The organism is Georgenia sp. G2120, assembly GCF_055326485.1.
Genome location: NZ_JBUZNL010000003.1, coordinates 153473 through 172709, shown reverse-complemented (window position 1 = coordinate 172709; position 19237 = coordinate 153473). Strand labels below are relative to the sequence as shown.

23 protein-coding genes are annotated in these 19237 nt (G+C 74.7%); 10 read left to right on the top strand and 13 right to left on the bottom strand.

Annotation, left to right across the window (positions count from 1 at the left end; all coding sequences use genetic code 11):
* Positions 1 to 28: 28 nt before the first annotated feature.
* The 5 genes from resB to ACZLMO_RS04710 are packed head-to-tail and all read right to left on the bottom strand — an operon-like array spanning position 29 to position 4524.
* On the bottom strand, positions 29 to 1687 hold the full coding sequence (resB, locus tag ACZLMO_RS04730; RefSeq protein ID WP_463653034.1) for a cytochrome c biogenesis protein ResB: 1659 nt from the start codon (positions 1685 to 1687) through the stop codon (positions 29 to 31).
* Positions 1684 to 2574, bottom strand: a complete 891-nt coding sequence (locus ACZLMO_RS04725) for a cytochrome c biogenesis CcdA family protein (protein ID WP_463653033.1) — start codon at positions 2572 to 2574, stop codon at positions 1684 to 1686. Before ACZLMO_RS04725 ends, resB begins: the two co-directional genes overlap by 4 nt.
* Before the next feature lie 3 nt (positions 2575 to 2577).
* Positions 2578 to 3180, bottom strand: a complete 603-nt coding sequence (locus ACZLMO_RS04720; protein ID WP_463653032.1) for a TlpA family protein disulfide reductase — start codon at positions 3178 to 3180, stop codon at positions 2578 to 2580.
* The gene (locus ACZLMO_RS04715; protein ID WP_463653031.1) at positions 3177 to 3962 is read right to left on the bottom strand and encodes a histidine phosphatase family protein; all 786 of its coding nucleotides are present in this window, start codon (positions 3960 to 3962) and stop codon (positions 3177 to 3179) included. The genes ACZLMO_RS04720 and ACZLMO_RS04715 overlap by 4 nt, the downstream gene beginning before the upstream one ends.
* A 34-nt stretch (positions 3963 to 3996) precedes the next feature.
* A complete protein-coding gene (locus tag ACZLMO_RS04710; protein ID WP_425713668.1) occupies positions 3997 to 4524 on the bottom strand; it encodes a MarR family winged helix-turn-helix transcriptional regulator in 528 nt (175 codons plus the stop codon).
* Between the two features lie 146 nt (positions 4525 to 4670).
* Here ACZLMO_RS04710 and ACZLMO_RS04705 point away from each other — a divergent pair, with 146 nt between their 5' ends.
* Complete coding sequence (locus ACZLMO_RS04705) at positions 4671 to 5216, top strand: YceI family protein (protein ID WP_463653030.1); 546 nt, start codon at positions 4671 to 4673, stop codon at positions 5214 to 5216.
* Between the two features lie 157 nt (positions 5217 to 5373).
* Here the strand turns inward: ACZLMO_RS04705 and ACZLMO_RS04700 are convergent, their stop codons facing one another.
* The 4 genes from ACZLMO_RS04700 to ACZLMO_RS04685 form a co-directional block, all read right to left on the bottom strand.
* A complete protein-coding gene (locus tag ACZLMO_RS04700; protein WP_425713670.1) occupies positions 5374 to 5667 on the bottom strand; it encodes a glutaredoxin family protein in 294 nt (97 codons plus the stop codon).
* A 92-nt stretch (positions 5668 to 5759) separates the two neighbouring features.
* Positions 5760 to 5858: a 30S ribosomal protein bS22 gene (locus ACZLMO_RS04695; RefSeq protein ID WP_076808172.1), complete on the bottom strand. Its 99-nt coding sequence runs from the start codon at positions 5856 to 5858 to the stop codon at positions 5760 to 5762.
* Between the two features lie 112 nt (positions 5859 to 5970).
* Entirely contained in the window at positions 5971 to 6186 is a 216-nt protein-coding gene (locus tag ACZLMO_RS04690) for a helix-turn-helix domain-containing protein (protein WP_425713671.1), read from the bottom strand.
* A 151-nt stretch (positions 6187 to 6337) separates the two neighbouring features.
* Positions 6338 to 7588 (bottom strand): acetoin utilization protein AcuC, encoded by a 1251-nt coding sequence (locus ACZLMO_RS04685; RefSeq protein ID WP_463653029.1) that lies wholly within the window; start codon positions 7586 to 7588, stop codon positions 6338 to 6340.
* Between the two features lie 112 nt (positions 7589 to 7700).
* On the opposite strand from ACZLMO_RS04685, the gene ACZLMO_RS04680 reads away from it, so the two are divergent.
* The gene (locus tag ACZLMO_RS04680; protein ID WP_463653028.1) at positions 7701 to 9080 is read left to right on the top strand and encodes a TrkH family potassium uptake protein; all 1380 of its coding nucleotides are present in this window, start codon (positions 7701 to 7703) and stop codon (positions 9078 to 9080) included.
* Positions 9081 to 9134: 54 nt separating this feature from the next.
* The gene (locus ACZLMO_RS04675) at positions 9135 to 9797 is read left to right on the top strand and encodes a potassium channel family protein (protein WP_425713674.1); all 663 of its coding nucleotides are present in this window, start codon (positions 9135 to 9137) and stop codon (positions 9795 to 9797) included.
* Positions 9798 to 9801: 4 nt separating this feature from the next.
* Here the strand turns inward: ACZLMO_RS04675 and ACZLMO_RS04670 are convergent, their stop codons facing one another.
* Positions 9802 to 10374 carry a GNAT family N-acetyltransferase gene (locus tag ACZLMO_RS04670; RefSeq protein ID WP_463653027.1) on the bottom strand — a complete coding sequence of 191 codons (573 nt, stop codon included), beginning with the start codon at positions 10372 to 10374 and terminating at the stop codon, positions 9802 to 9804.
* A gap of 86 nt (positions 10375 to 10460) precedes the next feature.
* On the opposite strand from ACZLMO_RS04670, the gene ACZLMO_RS04665 reads away from it, so the two are divergent.
* The gene (locus ACZLMO_RS04665) at positions 10461 to 11312 is read left to right on the top strand and encodes an aldo/keto reductase (RefSeq protein ID WP_463653026.1); all 852 of its coding nucleotides are present in this window, start codon (positions 10461 to 10463) and stop codon (positions 11310 to 11312) included.
* Positions 11313 to 11316: 4 nt separating this feature from the next.
* On the opposite strand, the gene ACZLMO_RS04660 is transcribed toward ACZLMO_RS04665, so the two are convergent.
* The gene (locus ACZLMO_RS04660; RefSeq protein WP_463653025.1) at positions 11317 to 12492 is read right to left on the bottom strand and encodes an acyl-CoA dehydrogenase family protein; all 1176 of its coding nucleotides are present in this window, start codon (positions 12490 to 12492) and stop codon (positions 11317 to 11319) included.
* A gap of 64 nt (positions 12493 to 12556) precedes the next feature.
* On the opposite strand from ACZLMO_RS04660, the gene ACZLMO_RS04655 reads away from it, so the two are divergent.
* The 3 genes from ACZLMO_RS04655 to disA are packed head-to-tail and all read left to right on the top strand — an operon-like array spanning position 12557 to position 15855.
* Positions 12557 to 13294, top strand: coding sequence for a GPP34 family phosphoprotein (locus tag ACZLMO_RS04655; protein ID WP_463653024.1), 738 nt, complete (start codon positions 12557 to 12559; stop codon positions 13292 to 13294).
* 56 nt (positions 13295 to 13350) lie between these two features.
* On the top strand, positions 13351 to 14751 hold the full coding sequence (gene radA / locus ACZLMO_RS04650; RefSeq protein ID WP_463653023.1) for a DNA repair protein RadA: 1401 nt from the start codon (positions 13351 to 13353) through the stop codon (positions 14749 to 14751).
* A gap of 48 nt (positions 14752 to 14799) precedes the next feature.
* Complete coding sequence (disA, locus tag ACZLMO_RS04645; protein WP_425713680.1) at positions 14800 to 15855, top strand: DNA integrity scanning diadenylate cyclase DisA; 1056 nt, start codon at positions 14800 to 14802, stop codon at positions 15853 to 15855.
* Positions 15856 to 15872: 17 nt separating this feature from the next.
* Here the strand turns inward: disA and ACZLMO_RS04640 are convergent, their stop codons facing one another.
* The gene (locus ACZLMO_RS04640; protein ID WP_463653022.1) at positions 15873 to 16586 is read right to left on the bottom strand and encodes a hypothetical protein; all 714 of its coding nucleotides are present in this window, start codon (positions 16584 to 16586) and stop codon (positions 15873 to 15875) included.
* Positions 16587 to 16676: 90 nt separating this feature from the next.
* On the opposite strand from ACZLMO_RS04640, the gene ACZLMO_RS04635 reads away from it, so the two are divergent.
* Genes ACZLMO_RS04635 through ACZLMO_RS04625 form a run of 3 tightly spaced genes read left to right on the top strand, consistent with a single transcriptional unit; the run spans position 16677 to position 18801 of the window.
* The gene (locus ACZLMO_RS04635; RefSeq protein ID WP_463653021.1) at positions 16677 to 17603 is read left to right on the top strand and encodes an HhH-GPD family protein; all 927 of its coding nucleotides are present in this window, start codon (positions 16677 to 16679) and stop codon (positions 17601 to 17603) included.
* Positions 17604 to 17623: 20 nt separating this feature from the next.
* Complete coding sequence (locus tag ACZLMO_RS04630; protein ID WP_425713683.1) at positions 17624 to 18058, top strand: hypothetical protein; 435 nt, start codon at positions 17624 to 17626, stop codon at positions 18056 to 18058.
* A 41-nt stretch (positions 18059 to 18099) separates the two neighbouring features.
* A complete protein-coding gene (locus tag ACZLMO_RS04625) occupies positions 18100 to 18801 on the top strand; it encodes an alpha/beta fold hydrolase (protein ID WP_463653020.1) in 702 nt (233 codons plus the stop codon).
* A gap of 31 nt (positions 18802 to 18832) precedes the next feature.
* Here ACZLMO_RS04625 and ACZLMO_RS04620 read toward each other — a convergent pair whose 3' ends face one another.
* Complete coding sequence (locus tag ACZLMO_RS04620; RefSeq protein ID WP_463653019.1) at positions 18833 to 19048, bottom strand: hypothetical protein; 216 nt, start codon at positions 19046 to 19048, stop codon at positions 18833 to 18835.
* Positions 19049 to 19237: the final 189 nt, after the last annotated feature.

Genomic DNA, 19237 nt, shown 5'->3' with positions numbered 1-19237 from the left:
GTGGCGGTCCGGGTGCTGACCCCGGGTCCTAGGTGGCGGTCTCCTCGCCCAGCTCCAGCGCCTCGAGCAGCCGCTCGACCTCGCGGGCCGTCCCGGGGTCGTCCCCGCGGGCGAGCGCGGCGGTCTCGAGGCGGGTGCCGTCGTCGTCCTCCGTCAGCCGCACCCACAGGCGCCTGCGCGGGACGAACAGCGAGCCGAACAGCCCGAGCATGGCGGCGATCGCGGCGACGAGGAGGTAGGGCAGGGTCGGGTCGTCGCGCACGTCGAGGGCGACGAACCGCGGGATGTCCTCGAACGTGATCGAGCCGAGCCCCTCGGGCAGCTCGACGGTGTCCCCCGGCGTGAGGTAGATCGTCAGCGGCACCTGACCGCCGGCTGCGGAGCCGGCCGCGCCGTCCGCCCCGGGCTCGTAGACCTGCCGCATCCCGTCGGTGTCGAGGACGTAGACGTTCTGCGGCACCCCGTCGTCGAGGCCGAGGTCGCCGGCCCACAGCGTGAGGACGAGCAGCGGGTCCTCGGGCTGCGGGTGGATCGAGACCGGCGTCCCGGCGGTGTCGACGATCGCGGTGGGCAGGAACGTGCCCGTGAACCCGAGCTGCTCCTGGCCGCCGGACACGTCCGGCACCTTGACGACCCCGCGGGATGTGTAGACGCCGTCCTCCGGCAGGAACGGGACGGGCTGGGAGAAGGCGACCTCGCCGGCACCGTCCTGCACGGTCAGGCGCGGGGCGTAGCCGTTGCCGGAGAGGTAGAGGTGCGTGCCGCTGACGTCGAGCGGGTGGTTGACCGCGATCTCACCCGGCTCGGAGCTGCCGTCGGGCCGGGTGACGGTGACCTCGGCGAGGAAGTCGCGGGCCTGGGCGTCGAGCGTGAAGGCCGAGCTGAAGGAGTCGAGCCGGACGACGAACGGGTCGAGCGAGCCGGTGCGCACGAGCGAGCCGGCGGAGAACGAGTCGTAGTCGACGACCGAGTTCGCGAAGCTCTCCCCCTCGACGATGATCGCCTGCCCCCGGTAGGAGATCATCTGGCCCAGCCCGAACGCCACGAGGATGGCGAGCAGGGACAGGTGGAAGAGGATGTTCCCGGTCTCGCGCAGGTAGCCGCGCTCGGCGGCGACCTCGACCGTGCCGTTCTCCTTCTCGGTGACGACGGCGCGGAACCGCCCGCGCAGGGCCGCCCGGGCCGCCGCGCCGAGCTCGGCCGGGGTGCGGGAGGCGGCGTGCCGGACGCTGTGCCCGACGAACCGCGTGAGGCGGCTCGGCGCCCGCGGCGGGGCGGCCCGCAGCGAGCGCACGTGGACGCCGATGCGCGGCACGATGCAGCCGACGAGCGAGACGAACAGCAGGACGTAGACGGTCTGGAACCACACCGACCCGTACATGTCGAACAGGTCGAGCCGCTCGAACCACACCGACAGCTCGGGCCGCTCGGCGCGGAACTCGGCGACCGCGCCCGGGTCGGAGGTGCGCTGCGGGACGAACGCCCCCGGCAGGGCGGCGACGGCGAGCAGGAGGAGCAGGAGGATCGCCGTGCGCATCGACGTGAGCTGGCGCCACGCCCACCGCACCCACCCGACGAGCGAGAGGGAAGGTGCTGCCGCGGTCCGCCCCGGGGCCGGCGCGTCGTCGCCGTCGGCCTGCTGCCCCTGGCCGGGCTTGGAGGAGAGGTTGGTGGGGTCGACGCTCACAGGGGCGTCACCCAGCCGGAGACGAGCCCCTGGAGGCGGGCCGAGATCCACTCCCACGCGCCCGTGACGAGCAGGAGCCCGAGGACGACGAGCACGACGCCGCCGACCACCTGGATCGTGCGGGCGTGGCGGCGCAGCGCGGACAGGGCGCGGGCGGAGCGGGCGACGGCGACGGCGGCGAGCACGAACGGGATGCCGAGCCCGAGGCAGTAGACGACCGTGAGCAGGAGCCCGCGCGCGACGGACTGCTCGGACAGCGCGAGCGTGAGGACCGCCGCGAGGGTGGGGCCGATGCAGGGCGCCCAACCGAGGCCGAACACGGCGCCGAGCACCGGCGCGCCGGCGAGCCCGGCGCGGGGCGCGACGTCGAGGCGGCGCTCGACCTGGAGGAAGGGCAGGGCGCCGACGAAAGCGAGGCCGAGGACGATGACGACGACGCCGGCCACGCGCAGCACGGTCGGCAGCACGGGCGCGAGCGCGATCCCGAGCGAGGACACGGCGACCCCCGCGACCACCCAGACCGCGGAGAACCCGGCGACGAACAGGATCGCGCCGAGGGCGACGCGCCGGCCGGAGGCGCGACCGGACGCCGTCGCCTCGCTCGCGGTGCGCTGGGCGATCGCGGCCCCGGCGCCGACCGACGCGGCGGCGCCGGAGCTCCCGCCGTTCGTCGTCGTGCCGTCGGTCGTGGCAGTGCCGCTCGTGGCCAGCCGGTACCGCTCGGTGGTCGACCCGGCCATCCCTCCGAGGAGTCCGGCGTAGCCGGGCAGCAGCGGCAGCACGCACGGCGAGAAGAAGGACAGGAGCCCCGCGAGCAGCGCGAGCGGGACGGCGACGAGGAGGGACCCGGAGGTGACGACCTCCCCCACGGAGGCGACGACGACCACGGGTCAGGCCTCGGCGAGGACGTCGTCGACGAGCCCGCGCAGGATCGTCGGGTCGGCCTGGCCGAGGATGCGCGCGGCCACGCGGCCCTCGTGGTCGAGCACGACGGTGGTGGGCATGGCCGAGAGCGGCACGAGGCCCTCGAACGCGGCGACGGCCCGGGCCTCGGAGTCGTGCACGGACGGGTAGGGGATCTCGAACGTGTTCTCGAAGGCCTGGGCGGTGGCGGTGTCGTCGCGCGGGTTGACCCCGAGCATGACGACCTCGCCCTCGTAGTCCGCGGCCATCTCCGCGAGGTCGGGGGCCTCGACCCGGCACGGCGGGCAGGCGGCGTACCAGAAGTTGACGACGGCGACACCCCCGCGGGCGTCGGCGAGGTCGACCGGCTGCTCGTCGTAGGAGGTGCCGGTCAGCTCGATCGCGTCGCCGCGCTCGTCCGGGTCCCACGTGGTGAACGAGCCGTCGCCGGCCTCGTAGCCCGCGCCGACGTCGCCGCCGTCCGGCGAGGACCCCGACGGCGCGCAGGCGGCCAGGGACCCCGCGAGGGCGAGCGCCCCGAGGGCGGCCGGGACCGTGCGGGAGCGGGTGCGGGAGGTGCGGGGCGTCACGCGCGGACCTGCTCGCCGGCGTCCGCGGCGGAGTCGGCCGTCTCGGGCGTGGGGACGGTGCGCGGGAGCGGCGGTGAGGTCTTCGTCCCGGAGCGCGCGGAGCGCCGGCCGGACCCGGTGTTGACGGCCGCCCGGGACGTGCCGGGGGTGACGTCGATCGCGTCGGCCACGAGTGCGGCGGCCGGCTCGTCGTACGTGATGCCGACGAGCCGACGGTCGTCGAAGTGCAGCGAGGTGAGTGACGCGAGGGCGGCCTCGCGGCGGCGCGGGTCGTGCGCGAGCGGGCGACGCTCGACGACGAGGCGGGTGACCCAGATCGGCAGCTGGTGGGAGACGAGGACGACCTCGCCGCCCTCGGAGCGGGTGAGGACGGCGCGCACGGCGTCGGTCATCCGGTCGGCGATCGCGCGGTGCGCCTCGCCCCAGCTCGGCCGCAGGGGGTCGACGTACAGCGGCCAGTAGCGCGGGTGCGCGAGCGCGAGCGGGTGCGCCCGGATCGTGAGCCCCTCGAAGGCGTTCCCGCCCTCGATCAGCCGCTCGTCGGTCTCGACCTCGAGACCGAACGCCTCGGCCACGGGCCGGCCGGTCTCCTGGGCACGCTCGAGCGGGGAAGCGACCACCCGGCGCACGTCGTGGCCGGTCTCGCGCAGGTGGGCCGCCACCGACCGGGCCATGGCGCGCCCGCGCTCGGAGAGGTGGAACCCGGGCAGGCGGCCGTAGAGCACGCCGGAGGGGTTGTGGACCTCGCCGTGACGCAGGAGGTGGACGACGGTGTGGGGCATGGGACCAGTGTCGCAAACTGTGCGGCCCGCGCGGTCAGCGGGTCCGCCGCTCACCGTCCGCGGTCCGCCCCGGCGCCGGTGCCGGCGGACGGTCGCGCGCGACCTCGCGGTCGATCTCGTCGTCGTCGAGGAGTGCGGCCATGATGCGGCCGAGCTCGGACATCTGCTCGGTCGTCAGCCGGTCGACGAGCCGGCCGCGGACCGCCTCGACGTGCCCGGGCGCCGCCTCCTCGAGCCGGGCGTACCCGGCGTCGGTCAGGCGCGCGTTGACCCCGCGGCGGTCCTCGCAGTCGTTGCGGCGCTCGACGTAGCCGGCCTCCTCGAGCCGGCGCACCGTGTGCGTGAGCCGGGACCGGGAGTGGACGAGGTCCTCGGCGAGGGAGGACATCCGGCGCACCCGGTCCGGGGCCTCCGAGAGGCGCACGAGCACCTCGTACTCCGGCAGCGAGAGGCGCGCACTCACGGTGAGGTCGTGGTTGACGTCCTCGAGGACCTGGGCCGAGGCTCGCAGGAAGAGGCGCCACGACCTCTGCTGGTCGAGGCTGAGCCATCGCGTGTTCATCCCGGTCCTCCATCCTGGCCCCGCACCGCCGCGGGGTCCCCCGGGCGGGGGACTTGCGTCGACGTCCAGAATTAGTTTACAGTTCAATCGTTCACGCTTCAACCACTTCGTCGGCGAGAGTCGGCGCGATCCACGCTGGAGGCAGTATGTCGACCATCCCCGCCGGTACCTACACCATCGAGCCCTCGCACTCCGAGGTCGGCTTCACCGTCCGCCACGCGGGCATCTCGAAGGTCCGCGGCCAGTTCACCGACTTCGCGGGCGAGCTCGTCATCGCCGAGGACTTCGCCCAGTCCTCCGCGAACGTGACGATCCAGTCCGCCTCGGTCGACACCAAGGACGCCAACCGCGACGGCCACCTGCGCTCGGCCGACTTCTGGGACGCCGAGAACAACCCGGAGTGGACCTTCGTCTCCACCTCGGTCGACGGCGACGCCCCCGAGTTCACTCTCAACGGCGACCTCACGCTCAACGGCGTGACCAAGCCCGTCGCCCTCGCGGTCGAGTTCAACGGTGCGGCGACCGACCCGTTCGGCCAGGCCCGCATCGGCTTCTCCGCCACGACGACGATCTCCCGCAAGGAGTTCGACCTCACGTGGAACGCCGCCCTCGAGACCGGTGGCGTCCTCGTCTCCGACAAGGTCACCATCACCATCGAGGTCGAGGCCGTCCCGCCGACCGCCCAGGCCTGAGCCTGAGCGCCTGACCGACTGACGCGGCGAGGGCCGGTCCCCCATCGGGGGACCGGCCCTCGTCACGTCGAGACTGCGGTTGGTGCACGCCGAGACTGCGGTTGGTGCTCGCCGAGATTGCGGTTCGTGCACGTCGAGCGCGCGGCGAGCGCGCGGCTCAGCGCGCCGCGAGCGCCCGCTCGACCGCGGCGACGTCGACCATCAACCGGTCGACCTCCACGCCGTCGAGCCGGACGACGGGCACGTGGTCCGACAGCTCCGCGAGCGCCGGGTCCGCGTCGACGTCGACGAGGACGAGCGAGGCGCCGTACCGCTCGGCGACCGGCTCCAGCTGCGCGGCGGTCCGCTCGCACAGGTGGCAGCCGGCCCGGGAGACGACCTCGAGGCGGGCGGGAGACTGCGCCGCCCCGGCCGCACCCCCGCCGAGCCAGGCCTCGGGCGAGCCGGCCACGGTCGACGACGCCGGCGCCGTGTCACCCCCGGAACGCGACGAACCCGGCACCCCTGCGGGGCCCGGGCTCGATCGACGACGGAAGCGAAAGATCACTTCTTGTTGCGGCGCTGGTGTCGCGTGCGACGCAGCAGCTTGCGGTGCTTCTTCTTTGACATGCGCTTGCGGCGCTTCTTGACGACAGATCCCACGGGTCCACCTCAGTCCGATCGGGTACGGACGCGTGCGCGTCCGGGAAACCCGGCAAGTCTACCGGGTGAGCAGCGGGTGCGGGCCGCCTGGTGCGTCAGACCCGCCACACGGTCAGGAGCCGGTGCCCTCGGCCGTGTCCCAGCCCTGCAGGCCCTCCGAGATCAGCTGGTCGACGGCGGCGTTCGGCACCCGGAACGACCGGCCGACGCGGACGGCGGGCAGCTCGCCCGAGTGCACCATGCGGTACACCGTCATCTTGGACACGCGAAGCGACTCGGCCACCTCGGCCACCGTGAGGAAAGGGCTGCTCCCCTGACTCTCGACCATTGCTCCCCGCTCCTGACCACGCCCCGGCCGCGCACGTGACTCGTGGGGCTCCTGTGCACCGAAGATAGCGGTGTCGGCGGTGCCTCGGCCAATCGCCGCGCGTGTCGCGGGCCTCGGCGCGTCGGTCGGCGCCCCCGGCCCGCGGCCCTCCCTACGCCGTCAGCGGGTCGAGGCCGTGCTCGGGAAAGGTCGCGCGACGGGTGGCGAGGATCGCGCGGTCGACCGGGTCCTCGGGGTCGTAGCCCTCGGCGAACCGTCCGGCGGGTTCACCGGTCGGGCCGTCCGCCGCCCTGCCGTTCGCCGTCGTGCCCTCGTGGGTACGCGCTCCCGGGACGGTGAACGGACCGGCGTCGGACATCGTCGTGGCGATCGCGCCCTCGGCGAGGTCATGGACGAGGGCGCGCCACTCCTCGGGGACCGGCGTGCCCGGGTCCAGCGGCCGGCCCGCGACGACGCCGAGCACGTGGCACCACGCGCGCGGCACGACGTTGACGACCTCGTAACCGCCGCCGCCCGTGGCGACCCAGCGACCGCCGGCGTACCGCTCGGCGAGGTCGGCGAGCAGCAGCGCCGCGCCGCGCTGGGCGTCGACGGACACCGCGAGGTTCGTCAGGGGGTCGCGCCCGTGGGAGTCCGAGCCGTGCTGGGTGACGAGGACGTCCGGGCGGACCGCCTCGACGATCGGGGCCGCCACCGCCTCGAGCGCGCGGAGCCACTGCGCGTCGGACGTCCCTGCCGGCAGGGCGACGTTGACGGCGGAGCCCCTGGCCTCGGGTCCGCCGACGTCCTGCGGGTAGCCGGTGCCGGGGAACAGGGTCGAGGGGTGCTCGTGGATCGACACGGTCACCACGTCCGGGTCGTCCCAGAACACGCGCTCGACGCCGTCGCCGTGATGGGCGTCGACGTCGACGTAGACGATCCGCCCGGCGCCCGACTCCTTGAGGTGGCGGATCGCGACGGCGACGTCGTTGTAGACGCAGAATCCCGAGGCGTGCCCCGGCATCGCGTGGTGCATGCCGCCCGCCATCGAGAACGCACGCCGCACGCGGCCGTCCCAGACGGCGCGCGCGGCGGCCACCGTCGAGCCGACGAGGCGCGCCGAGGCCGTGTGCATCGCGCCGAACACCGGGTTGTCGTCGCCGCCGATCCCGCGCCGGGCGTCGGCCGTGCCGTCGGCCTCCGCGGCCCGGACCGCGGCGACGTACCCGGCCTCGTGGACGCGGGCGAGCAGCTCCTCGTCGCACGGCTCGGGCTCGACGATCTCGACGGCGCCGTCGTCGAGCTGCCCGAGCGCGCGGGCGAGCTCGTGGGTGAGGTGGAGCCGCAGCGGGGTCATCGGGTGCCCGACCCCGAAGTTGTAGCCGACGAGGTCCGGGGACCACACGAGAGCTCCTTCGGCCATGGGGGCAACCTACCCCCGCCTGTGGCAAGGTTCCGTCTGCTGCGCGCACGCCCGGTCGCGGGCCCGCAGCCCGGGGCGGCCGACCGCCCCGGCCGACGGCTCGGGAGGTCAGGTGGCACGCTCCGCCCTCGGCCGCGTCCTCGCGCTGGGCAGGGACCGGGTCGACGACCTCGCCCACCGCTCCCCCGCCCGGCTCGCGCTGCTCGTGTTCGCCTCGATCGTCGTGGTGATGACCGGCCTGCTCTCCCTGCCCGTCGCGACGACCGACGGCGTGCGCGCCCCGTTCGTCGACGCCCTGTTCACCGCCGTCTCCGCGGTGTGCGTGACGGGGCTGACCACCGTGGAGACGGCGACCTACTGGTCCGGGTTCGGCCAGGCGGTCATCCTCGTCAGCATCAAGGTGGGCGGGCTCGGCGTGATGACGCTGGCCTCGATCCTCGGCCTCGCGGTCTCCCGCCGCATCGGGCTCACCCAGCGGATGCTCACCGCCTCGGAGACGGGGACGACGCGGCTCGGCGAGGTCGGCTCGCTCGTCCGTGCCGTCATCGTGGCCTCCGTCGTCATCGAGCTCACCCTCGCGGCCACGCTCGTCCCGCGGTTCCTCGAGTACGGCGAGTCCGTCCCGGCCGCGCTGTGGCACGGCTTCTTCATGGCGCTGTCGATCTTCAACAACGCCGGGTTCGTCGTCCTCGACGGCGGTCTCGTGCCGTTCGTCGGCGACTGGTGGCTCGGGCTCGTCGTCGTCGTCGGCACGTTCCTCGGCGCGGTCGGCTTCCCGGTCCTCCTCGACCTGTGGCGCCACCGCCGCCGGCCCGGCCGCATCTCGCTGCACGCCAGGCTCACGCTCGCGACCTTCGGCGTCCTGTTCCTCGTGACGATCGCGGCGCTGGTGATGTTCGAGTGGTCCAACCAGGACACGCTCGGCGGCCTGTCCTGGCCCGACCGGCTCATCGCCACGCTCGTGCACGCCACCACCCCGCGCTCCTCGGGCCTGGCCACCCTCGACGTCTCCGAGATGCAGCAGTCCACCCTGTTCGCCACGGACGCGATGATGTTCGTCGGCGGCGGGTCGGCGTCGACGGCGGGCGGCATCAAGGTGACGACCTTCGCCGTCCTCGTCCTCGCGATCGTCGCGGAGGCGCGGGGCGACCGGGACATCGAGGCGTTCGGCCGCCGCATCCCCACCGAGACGGTCCGCCTCGCCGTGGCCGTCGCCTTCCTCGGCGCCACGATGGTCGGACTGTCGACCCTCGTGCTCCTCTCGGTCACCGACTTCACGCTCGACCAGGTGCTGTTCGAGGTGATCTCGGCGTTCGCCACGGTGGGCCTGTCGACCGGCATCACCCCGCACCTGCCGGACAGCGCCACCTACCTCCTCGCGGTCCTCATGTTCGCGGGCCGCATCGGCACGATGACCCTCGCCGCCGCCCTCGCGATCCGCTCGCGGCGCCGGGTCATCCGCATGCCGGAGGAACGCCCGGTCATCGGCTGACCCGCGACAATGGCCCCACCGCCACCCCACCGCACGCCCGACGAAAGGACCCACATGCCGAAGCAGGCCCGGGACTCCGCCGTCCTCGTCATCGGCCTCGGGCGCTTCGGCGCGGCCCTGGCGGCGACCCTGGAGTCCCTCGACCGCGAGGTCCTCGCCGTCGAGAAGGACCCCGACCTCGTCCAGACGTGGTCGAGCCGGCTCCCCCTCGTCGAGGCCGACGCCACCTCGGCCGACGCGCTCGAGCAGCTCGGCGCCGCGGACTTCCCCGTCGCCGTCGTGGGCGTGGGCTCCTACCTCGAGGCGTCGGTGCTCATCACGGGGAACCTCGTCGACCTCGGGATGCCGCAGATCTGGGCGAAGGCCGTGTCCGGTGAGCACGGGCGCATCCTCAAGCGCATCGGGGCGCACCACGTGGTCTACCCCGAGTACGACGCCGGCCAGCGCGTGGCCCACATGGTCTCCGGCCGGATGCTCGACTACATCGAGATGGAGGACGGCTTCGCGGTGGTGAAGATGCGTCCCCCCAGCGAGACGCACGGGTTCACCATCGGCGAGCTCTCGCTGCGCTCGCGCTACGGGATCACGGTCATCGGCAGGAAGTCGCCCGGCGAGCCGTTCGAGTACACGACCCTCGAGACCCGGATCGACGCCGAGGACACCCTCATCGTCTCGGGCGACACCGAGCTGCTCGAGGTGTTCGCGCACCGGCCGTGAGCGGTCAGGCGAGGTCCTCCCACACGAAGGGGGTCGTCGTCCCGGACTCCCAGTCGCGCCTGAGGATCGCGTAGGCGACCGAGGCGACGGGCTCCCCGCCGTCGACCGGCCAGCCCTCGCGGTAGTGGGCCTCCTTGAGGAAACCGCAGCGCAGGAAGGTGCGACGCATCGCCACGTTGTCCTCCCGGGTCTGCCCCTCGAACCTCCGGGCGGCGGGGAACCGTCGGAACACGAGGTCGGTCGCCGCGCGCACGACCTCCGAGGCGAGACCGCGGCCGCGGAACTCCTCGGCGAGCCGGAGGTCGAACATCGGCGTGTCGTCCTCGAGGTCCTCCAGGCGGAGGAAGCCGATCCGGCCGAGACCGGCGTGGTCGACCCAGTACGAGTCGTTCTCGTCGTCCCGGAACGCCCCCTCGCCCACCAGGCGCTCGACCCGCGCGCGGTCGGGGCGCGGCACCATGTGGAACGGGAAGGCGTTCTGGGTCATGAAGACGACCAGCTCCTCGCGGTCGTCACCTGCCGGATCGAGGCGCGTGAGGGTCACGGCGGACGGCGCGCCGGTCGTCGGGGAGTGCACGCGCGGCACGCTAACGGGGCGGCCACCACCCGCGCGACGGAATACCCGTGCCCGCGATCACCGCCCGACCTGCCAGGATGGAGACCATGATCTCCTCAGGCATCGTCGTCATGGGTGACGGCCACGCAATCCCCCAGATCGGTTTCGGCACGTACAAGATCCCCGACGCCGACGCGGCGCCGCTGGTCGCCACCGCGATCGAGGTGGGCTACCGACACGTCGACACCGCGCAGATGTACGGGAACGAGGTGGGCGTCGGCCGCGGCATCGCGGACAGCGGCGTCGCCCGGGACGACCTGTTCGTCACGAGCAAGCTCGACAACCCGAACCACGCGCCCGGCACGGCGAGGGCCAGCATCGAGCGCTCGCTCGAGGACCTCGGGCTCGACCGGCTCGACCTCTTCCTCATCCACTGGCCCTACCCCGCCGACTCGACCACCCCGCTCGCCGAGACCTGGCAGGTCCTCGTCGACGCCCGGGCCGCCGGCCTCGTGACCTCGATCGGCATGTCGAACGGCCAGCCGGAGCACCTGCGCGAGATCCAGGACGCGGGCATCCCCCTGCCGGCCCTCGACCAGGCCGAGATCCACCCGTACCTGCAGAACCAGGAGGTCGTCGACTTCTGCCGCGCCGAGGGCATCACGGTGCAGGCGTGGTCGCCGATCGCCCGCGGGCGCGTCCTCACCGATCCCGCGGTCGAGGCGGTCGCCGCCGAGGTCGGCGCGTCGCCCGCGCAGGTGGTGCTCGCCTGGCACGTCGGGCGCGACCACGTCATCATCCCCAAGGCGAGCTCGCGGAAGCGGATCGAGGAGAACCTCGGCGCGCTCCAGGTCGAGCTCACCGCCGAGCAGACGGCGCGCATCGACGCGCTCGACCAGGGTGAGGCCGGCCGCACCGGCATGCACCCCTCGACGATGAAGCGGTACGGCGAGGAGTAGCCGCTCAGCCCGCCGACGGCGGGACCGGACCGAGCAGCGCGTTCGCCCAGGCGGCGTGGACGGACTCGTCGTCGGAGGGGTGGAAGAGCCCCGCGACGACGTCCCGGTACAGGCGCGAGAGCTCGGCGCGCGTGTAGAAGCTCGACCCGCCGGACGCGCGCACGGCCTTCTCGACGACGCGCAGCGCCGTCTCGGTCGCGCGTGACTTGAGCGCGGACAGCTGGGGCATCCACAGCGGGCGGTCCGCCCCGGCGTCGACGTCCCGGGCGAGGGCGACGAGCTGGGGCTCGATCGCGTCGAGCTCGATGGCGGCGTCGGCGAGCCGCCACCGGATGTCGGGGTCGTGCGCGTACGGGGCCTGGTTCTTCAGACTCATCCTCTTGCCCACGGTCGCGACGGCGACGTCGAGCGCCCGCTGCGCGACGCCCTGGTAGACGGCCGCGAGCAGGATCTCGAAGTTGGCGAAGATCCCGAAGACGAAGGGATCCATGGTCGGCCCGGGCGGGACACGCCGGACGATGCGGTGCGCGGGTGCGTGCGCGCCGTCGAGCACGGTCGTGTACGACTGGGTCGCCCGCATGCCGAGGGTGTCCCAGTCCTCCTTGATCTCGATGCCGCCTCCGTCGCGCTCGACGAAGCCCCACACGTTGACCGGGTTGTCGGGGTCCGTGCGGTCGGTGCCGAACGTGCCGAGCAGTGTCCACACGGGGCCCAGGGTCGTGAAGATCTTCGTGCCGTTGAACGCGTAGCCGCCCTCGCCGTCGGGCGTGGCGTCGGAGGCGGAGCCGAAGAGGACGAGGTCGTTGCCGGCCTCGGACACGCCGAAGGCGATGATCGCGCCGTCCATCACGCGCGCGAGGATCTCGTCCATGTCGGACTGGCCGGCGGCGCGGACCGTGCGGGCCACGCCCACCCAGATCTGGTGCATGTTGACGGCGAGCGCCGTGGCGGGCGAGGCGCCGGCGAGGCGCGCCTGCTCGCGGGCCATCTCCTCCAGGCTCAGCCCGCCGCCGCCGAGCTCGGCGGGCACGAACGCGGTGAGGTAGCCGGCCGCGCGCAGGTCGGCGAGGTCGTCGTGGGGGAAGGTGTTGTCGCGGTCGTGGCCGGCGGCGCGCGAGCGGATCGTCTCGAGCAGCTCGTCGGTGAGGATCTGGCGCGGCGCGGTGGACGGGGAGGTCATGGATGCATTGTCCTCCCCGTCCGGGGTGCCCGGCCAGGGCGTCGTTCCTCGATAGCCTGGTCAGATGCCGGCCCAGCTCCTCGCCGACGTCCTCCTCCTCGTCCACGACGACGAGACGGGCGCGTGCCTCGTCGACACCGACACCCTGCGCCGGCTCGCGGTCGAGTCGGCCGCGGAGCAGGTGCTCGCGGGCGGGACGCTGCGCATCCACGAGAAGCGGAAGTGGCGGCCCGGCCCCGGCGGCGGCATGACCAGGCGGGAGATCATCCAGACCTACGTCCCGGTCGAGGGCGGCCCCACGCCGCCGCCCGGCTACGACGCGATCGCGGCGTGGCTGGTCGGCCAGGACCCGCGCGGCCGTGCGGGCGGGAGCCGCGGGGTCGGGGCGGTCGCCGGCGCCGCCGACCACCTCGTCGCCACCACGCTCGACCAGCTCGTCGCGGCCGGCACCCTCGTGCGCGGGCACAGCACCGCCCTCGGGGATCGTCGAGGCACGACCTACCAGGAGGCGGCGCCCGAGCGCGAGGACCGGCTCCGGGAGCGGATCCGGCGCTCGATGGGGCAGGCCCCGACGGACGGCCGTACCGCCGCGGTCCTGCGCGTCCTCCACCGCTCCGACGTCGGCGGGCACGCGGTCGAGGGCGCGGGCGGGAAGGAGCTGGACTCCGTGAACGGCCACTTCTACCTGCGCGAGAAGGTCTCCCGGGACACGGGCCGGTGGTGGGTCGCCGTCCTGCTGTTCGTCGTGCTCGTGCCGGCCATCGCCTGGGCGCTCATGCAGTTCGGCCGGATCCCCGTCTGACGCGCGCGGTGGGGAGGGCGCCCGCGGCTGTCGGCGCCGCCGCCTACCGTGGACCCGTGCCGACGACCTCCACCAAGCGACCCCGCGCCGAGCTGCGCTGCACCGAGTGCGGCTGGACCACCCCGAAGTGGGTCGGCCGCTGCGGTGAGTGCCAGGCCTGGGGCACGATCGAGGAGGCCGGCGCCGCGCCCGCCCGCGCGTCGGTCGGTGCGCTCGCCCCGGCCACGCCCGCGGCGTCGATCCTCGACGTCGACGTCGAGACCGCGCGCGCCCGGCCCACCGGGGTCGGCGAGCTCGACCGCGTCCTCGGCGGCGGCCTCGTGCCCGGCGCCGTCGTGCTCCTGGCTGGCGAGCCCGGCGTCGGGAAGTCGACCCTCCTCCTCGACGTCGCGGCCCGGGCGGCCGCCGCGGTCGACGGGCGCGTGCTGTACGTGACCGGCGAGGAGTCGGCGAGCCAGGTCCGCCTGCGCGCCGAGCGGATCGGGGCCCTGCACGAGGATCTCCTGCTCACGGCCGAGACCGACCTCGCCACCGTGCTCGGCCACGTCGAGGCGATGGACCCTGCGCTGCTCGTCGTCGACTCGGTCCAGACCGTCGCCGACTCCGCCGTGGACGGGTCCGCGGGCGGCGTCTCCCAGGTCCGGGCGGTCGCGGCCACCCTCATCCGTGCGGCGAAGGCCCGCGCGATGCCCGCGATCCTCGTGGGGCACGTGACGAAGGACGGCTCGATCGCGGGGCCGCGGGTGCTCGAGCACCTCGTCGACGTCGTCTGCCAGGTCGAGGGCGAGCGCCACTCCCGCCTGCGCCTCGTGCGCGCGGTGAAGAACCGGTTCGGCGCCACGGACGAGGTCGGCTGCTTCGACCTGCGCGAGGACGGCATCATCGGCCTGCCCGACCCGTCCGGGCTCTTCCTCTCCGCCGCCCCCGAACCCGTGGCCGGCACCTGCGTGACGGTGACGCTCGAGGGCCGCCGCCCGATGCCGGTCGAGGTCCAGTCGCTGCTCACCGAGCCGGCCGGGCCGCCGCGTCGCACGGTCTCCGGGGTCGACGGCGCGCGGGTCGCCATGATGCTCGCCGTGCTCGCCGCGCGGCTGGAGGTGGGGACCGCGGGGAAGGACGTCTACGTCTCCACGGTCGGCGGCGCGCGGGCGAGCGAGCCCGCCGCGGACCTCGCCCTCGGCCTCGCGCTGCTGTCCGCGTCTCTCGGGAGGCCCGTGCGCCCCGGCGTCGTCGCGTTCGGCGAGGTGGGCCTGACGGGCGAGCTGCGCGCGACGACGGGCGTGGGCCGCCGCCTCGCCGAGGCCGCACGGCTCGGGTTCACCACCGCGGTCGTCCCCTCGGCCGGCGAGGCGCCCGCGAGCGTGGCCGGGATCCGGGTGGTCCGGGCGGCGAATCTCGCCGAGGCGGCGCGCGAGTGCGGCCTGGGGCCGAGCGGCGGCGGCGGCGCTGACCGGTAGCGACCTACGATGACCCCGGCGGGGCCGTTCCGCCGGGAACGGGGAGGCATGGGCACCGACGACGAGGCGACGATGCGCACCATGCTGCACGAGATCGCGCCGGGCACCGTCCTGCGCGACGGGATCGACCGCATCCTGCGCGGCCGCACCGGCGCCATCATCGTCCTCGGCTTCGACGACGACGTCGAGGCGATCTCCTCGGGCGGCTTCGACCTCGACGTCGAGATGTCCGCGACCCGGTTGCGCGAGCTGTCGAAGATGGACGGCGCCGTCGTCGTCGACCGGTCCGCCGGGCGGATCCGCCGAGCGAACGTCCAGCTCATGCCCGGCTCCCACATCGACACGGTCGAGTCCGGGATGCGGCACCGCACGGCCCAGCGCACGGCCCGGCAGACGGGGCACCCGGTGATCTCGGTCAGCCAGTCGATGCGGACCGTCGCCCTGTACGTCGGCGAGCTGCGGCACGTCGTCGTCGAGAGCGCGGAGGTCCTCGCGAAGGGCGAGCTCGCGCTGTCCGCCCTCGAGCGCTACCGCGCCCGGCTCGACCAGCTCCTCGGCACGTTCACGGCGCTCGAGGTCGAGGACGTCGTCACGGTTCGCGACGTCGTGACGATCGTCCAGCGCATGGAGATGATCCGCAGGATCTCCTCCGACGTCGAGTCGGCCACCGTCCAGGCCGGCACCGACGGCCACCTCCTGCGGCTCCAGCACGACGACCTCATGGTCGGCCTCGCGTTCGAGCGCCGCTCGCTCGTGCGGGACTACGTGCCCACGGGCGCGTCGTCGGGGGTCCGGGAGGCGCTCGGGGCGCTCTCGTCCTCCGACCTCGTCGACCTCGCGGGGATCGCCCGGACCATGCGCCTGGGCGGGCCCGGCGGAGCCGACCTCGACACCCCGGCCTCGCCGCGCGGGCACCGGCTCATCGGCAAGATCCCGCGCCTGCCGCAGGCGGTCGCCAACGCGATCGTCAGCCACTACGACTCGCTGCAGGCCCTCCTCGCCGCGACCACGGACGACCTGCAGGAGGTCGAGGGCGTGGGCCGCGCGCGGGCGTTCGCCGTGCGCGAGGGGCTCGGCCGGGTCGCGGAGACCTCGCTGGTCTGAGGCGGGGTGGCTGGTTCTCAGCCCTCGCTCGGCGCCTCGGACGCAGTCTCGCCCTCGGTGGGCGTCTCGCCGTCCGTCGGTGCCTCGGCCGGGGCCTCGTCCAGGGTGAACACGGTGTCGGTGCCGCCGATCTCGGCGCCCTCGCGCACGAGGACGGCCCGGTAGGTCCCCGGGCTGACGGCGGGCGGGTCCTCGGGGCAGTCCGCGCTCGAGCGGGTCCCGGGCCAGGTGACGAGCGCGTCGGACGTGGTGTCCGGTCCGAGCAGGAGCATCCGTGACTCCTCGGCCGGGCAGTGCGCCGAGGACCAGACCGGGTCGTTGCCCGAGGTGACCTCGACGACGAGGGCCGCGTTGCCCGCGTCGACCAGGCAGTCGCCCCGGCCGGAGTTCGTCAGCTCGATCGCGAAGTCGACCGGGCTGCCGGCGTGGCGACCCGTGGCCGTCATCGTCAGCCCGAGCTGGTCGTCGGTGCAGGCCACGGGGTCGCCGGTCGGGACGGCGTCGGAGGCGGACTCGCTGCCGGACTCCGAGGACGACTCGGCGGCGGCCGGGTCCTGCTCGTCGTCGTCGCCCCCGAAGATCGCGCCCCAGGCGGCGATGACGCCCCACACGACGAGCGCGAGCACGACGAGCAGCGCGAGGAGCACGGTGATGCGGCGGCGCCAGATCGTCGCCCGGCTGGGGCGGCGGCGCTGCGCGGGGCGCGAACCGCGGTCGTCATCGGTGGGCACGGGCCCACCGTAGGCACGCGGGCCCGCGCCGCCCGGGTGGCACGCCGGAGGGCCGCGGGGGACGCGCGTGGATCGGGGCACACTGGCCCGGTGCCCGAGTACCGCGAGATCCACGACGCCGTCGCCGGCTTCTGGGCCGACCACGCCCGTGACCTGCCCTGGCGCCGGACCGGCACCACGCCGTGGGGCGTGCTCGTCTCGGAGACGATGAGCCAGCAGACGCCCGTGGCACGCGTGGCGCCGGCGTGGGAGGCGTGGATGGCGCGCTGGCCGGTGCCTGCGGACCTCGCGGCCGCGCCCGGGGCGGACGTGCTGCGGGCCTGGGACCGGCTGGGCTACCCGCGCCGCGCGCTGCGGCTCAAGGAGTGTGCGGCGGCGGTCGTGCGGGACCACGACGGCGAGGTCCCCGGCGACGAGGCCGACCTCCTCGCGCTGCCGGGGGTCGGCCCGTACACCGCGGCCGCGGTCGTGGCGTTCGCCCACCGGCGCCGCGCGGTCGTGCTCGACACGAACGTCCGGCGGGTCCTCGCCCGGGTCCTCGGCGGCGAGGCGGCGCCCCCGCCCGGCGCGCCCGCGAAGGCGGAGCAGGCGCGGGCGGCGGACCTCCTGCCGGCGGGCGACGAGGCGTCCGCCGCGTGGAACGCCGGGGTGATGGAGCTCGGCGCGCTCGTGTGCACGGCGCGCGCGCCGCGGTGCGACGACTGCCCGCTGGCCGGGCGGTGCGCCTGGCGGGCCGCCGGGTACCCGGCGGACACCCACGCCGCACGACGCCGTCGCCAGCCCTGGGAGGGCACCGATCGCCAGGCTCGGGGTCGGGTGATGGCCGCGCTGCGCGCCGCCGAGCCGGGGGCGACGCACACGTGGGCCGAGCTGGTGGAGGCGGCGATGGGTAGGGCGGGATCCGGCGCGGCGGGATCCCGCGGGGCAGGAGACGCCGAGCAGGCCGCGCGCGTGGTGACCTCGCTGCTCGCGGACGGCCTCGTCGTCGAGCGTGGGACCGGCCTCGGCCTGCCCTGAGCGGCGACTACCCTGCCCCGGTGAGCACCGATCTCCCGCCCGGGCCCGAGGACGCGCCCGCGCGCCCGCCGGGGTCCCGGGCCGTGCGCGCGACGCTGCTGGTCATGGCCGGTGCGATCGGCGCGCTCGGGGTGCTCGGGCTCGGGCTGGCCGCGATGGCCGGAGACGTCCTGTCCCCGTGGCCGGGTCTGACGATGATGCTCATCGGCCAGGCGGCCGCGCTGCCGGCGCTCGTGCTCGCGGCGCTCGGTCACCGCCGGGCACTGGTGGGCGACGACCCCGGCGCGGCCCGGCTGCGGAAGGTCCTGCGGGTCACCCCGCCGGTTCTCGTCCTCGCCCTGGGCATCGCGTTCGCGCTGTGGTTCTGGCGGGAGCCCGAACTGTGGCTGCCGACGCTCGGGTGCGCGCTGGTCGCCGCCCAGGTGGGGCTGCTCGCACGGCTGCTGTCGCGGTAGGCGGGGCGCGGATGTCGGCCCCTGCGCCTAGCCTCGGGGCCATGGAGATCCTCCTCGTCCCCGGCTTCTGGCTCGATGCGTCGTCGTGGGGGCCGCTCCTGGGCGCCCTCGAGGCCGCGGGGCACCGGCCGCGCCCGCTCGCGCTGCCCGGCACGTCACGTCGCGCGGCGGACCGGGCGGGCGTCACGCTCGCCGACCAGGTGGCGGCGACGGTCCGGGCGATCGACGGGTCCGACGCCGAGAAGATCGTCCTCGTCGGCCACTCGGGCGGGTCGCACGTGGTGTGGGGCGCCGCCGACGCCAGGCCGGAGCGAGTCGCCCGGATCGTGTTCGTCGACGGGTTCCCCGTCCCGGACGGGACGCCGGTCAACCCCGATCTCCCGGTGGTCGACGGCGAGGTGCCGGTGCCGGACTGGTCGTTCTTCGACGACGGCTCGCTCACCGACATGACGGACGAGGTCCGCGCGGAGATCGAGCGGGTCGCCGTGCCCGTGCCGGTCGGGGTCGCGCAGCAGCCGCTGCGGCTGACCGACGGGCGGCGCCTCGAGATCCCGGTGACCGTGCTCGCGTCCTCCGTCCCGTCCCACGTCATCCACGAGCTGATCGGGTCGGGCGCCCCGTTCGCCGCCGAGCTGGCCGCGGCAACGGACCTCGAGCTCGTCGACCTGCCGACGGGTCATTGGCCGCAGTACACCCGGCCCGACGAGCTGGCCCGGCTCGTCGTGGCGGCGATCGACCGGTGACGACGCCGGCCGTCAGCCGGGGGCCGAGGGCTCAGCAGGGGAACGGGGTCCAGGGGTCCCCGGGCACCGGGTAGGCCGGGTCCCCTGGCAGCGGATGGGCCGTGTCACCGCCGTCGGCGAGGAGAACCTCGCCGGACGCCACGGGCGCCTCGGGCTCGACCGGCTCGTCGCCCTGGCAGGCAGCCAGGCTGCCCGCGAGGAGGAGGGCTGCGGTGGCGGTCGTCAGGCGGGTGGTCCTCGAGCTCATCGTGGTCCTTCCGGGGCGTTGCTGGGGTCGTCCTGCTGTCCGGGCCCACGTTAGGGACGACCCCGGTCCGGCGCCAGGCCGCACGACGGTCAGCGCTCCCCCTGGCTAACGTCCACGTCCCGGACGCACCTCGGCGGGGGGGGGGGGGGGGGGCATCCAGGCCGGGGAGGAGGGGGGGGGGGGACAGGG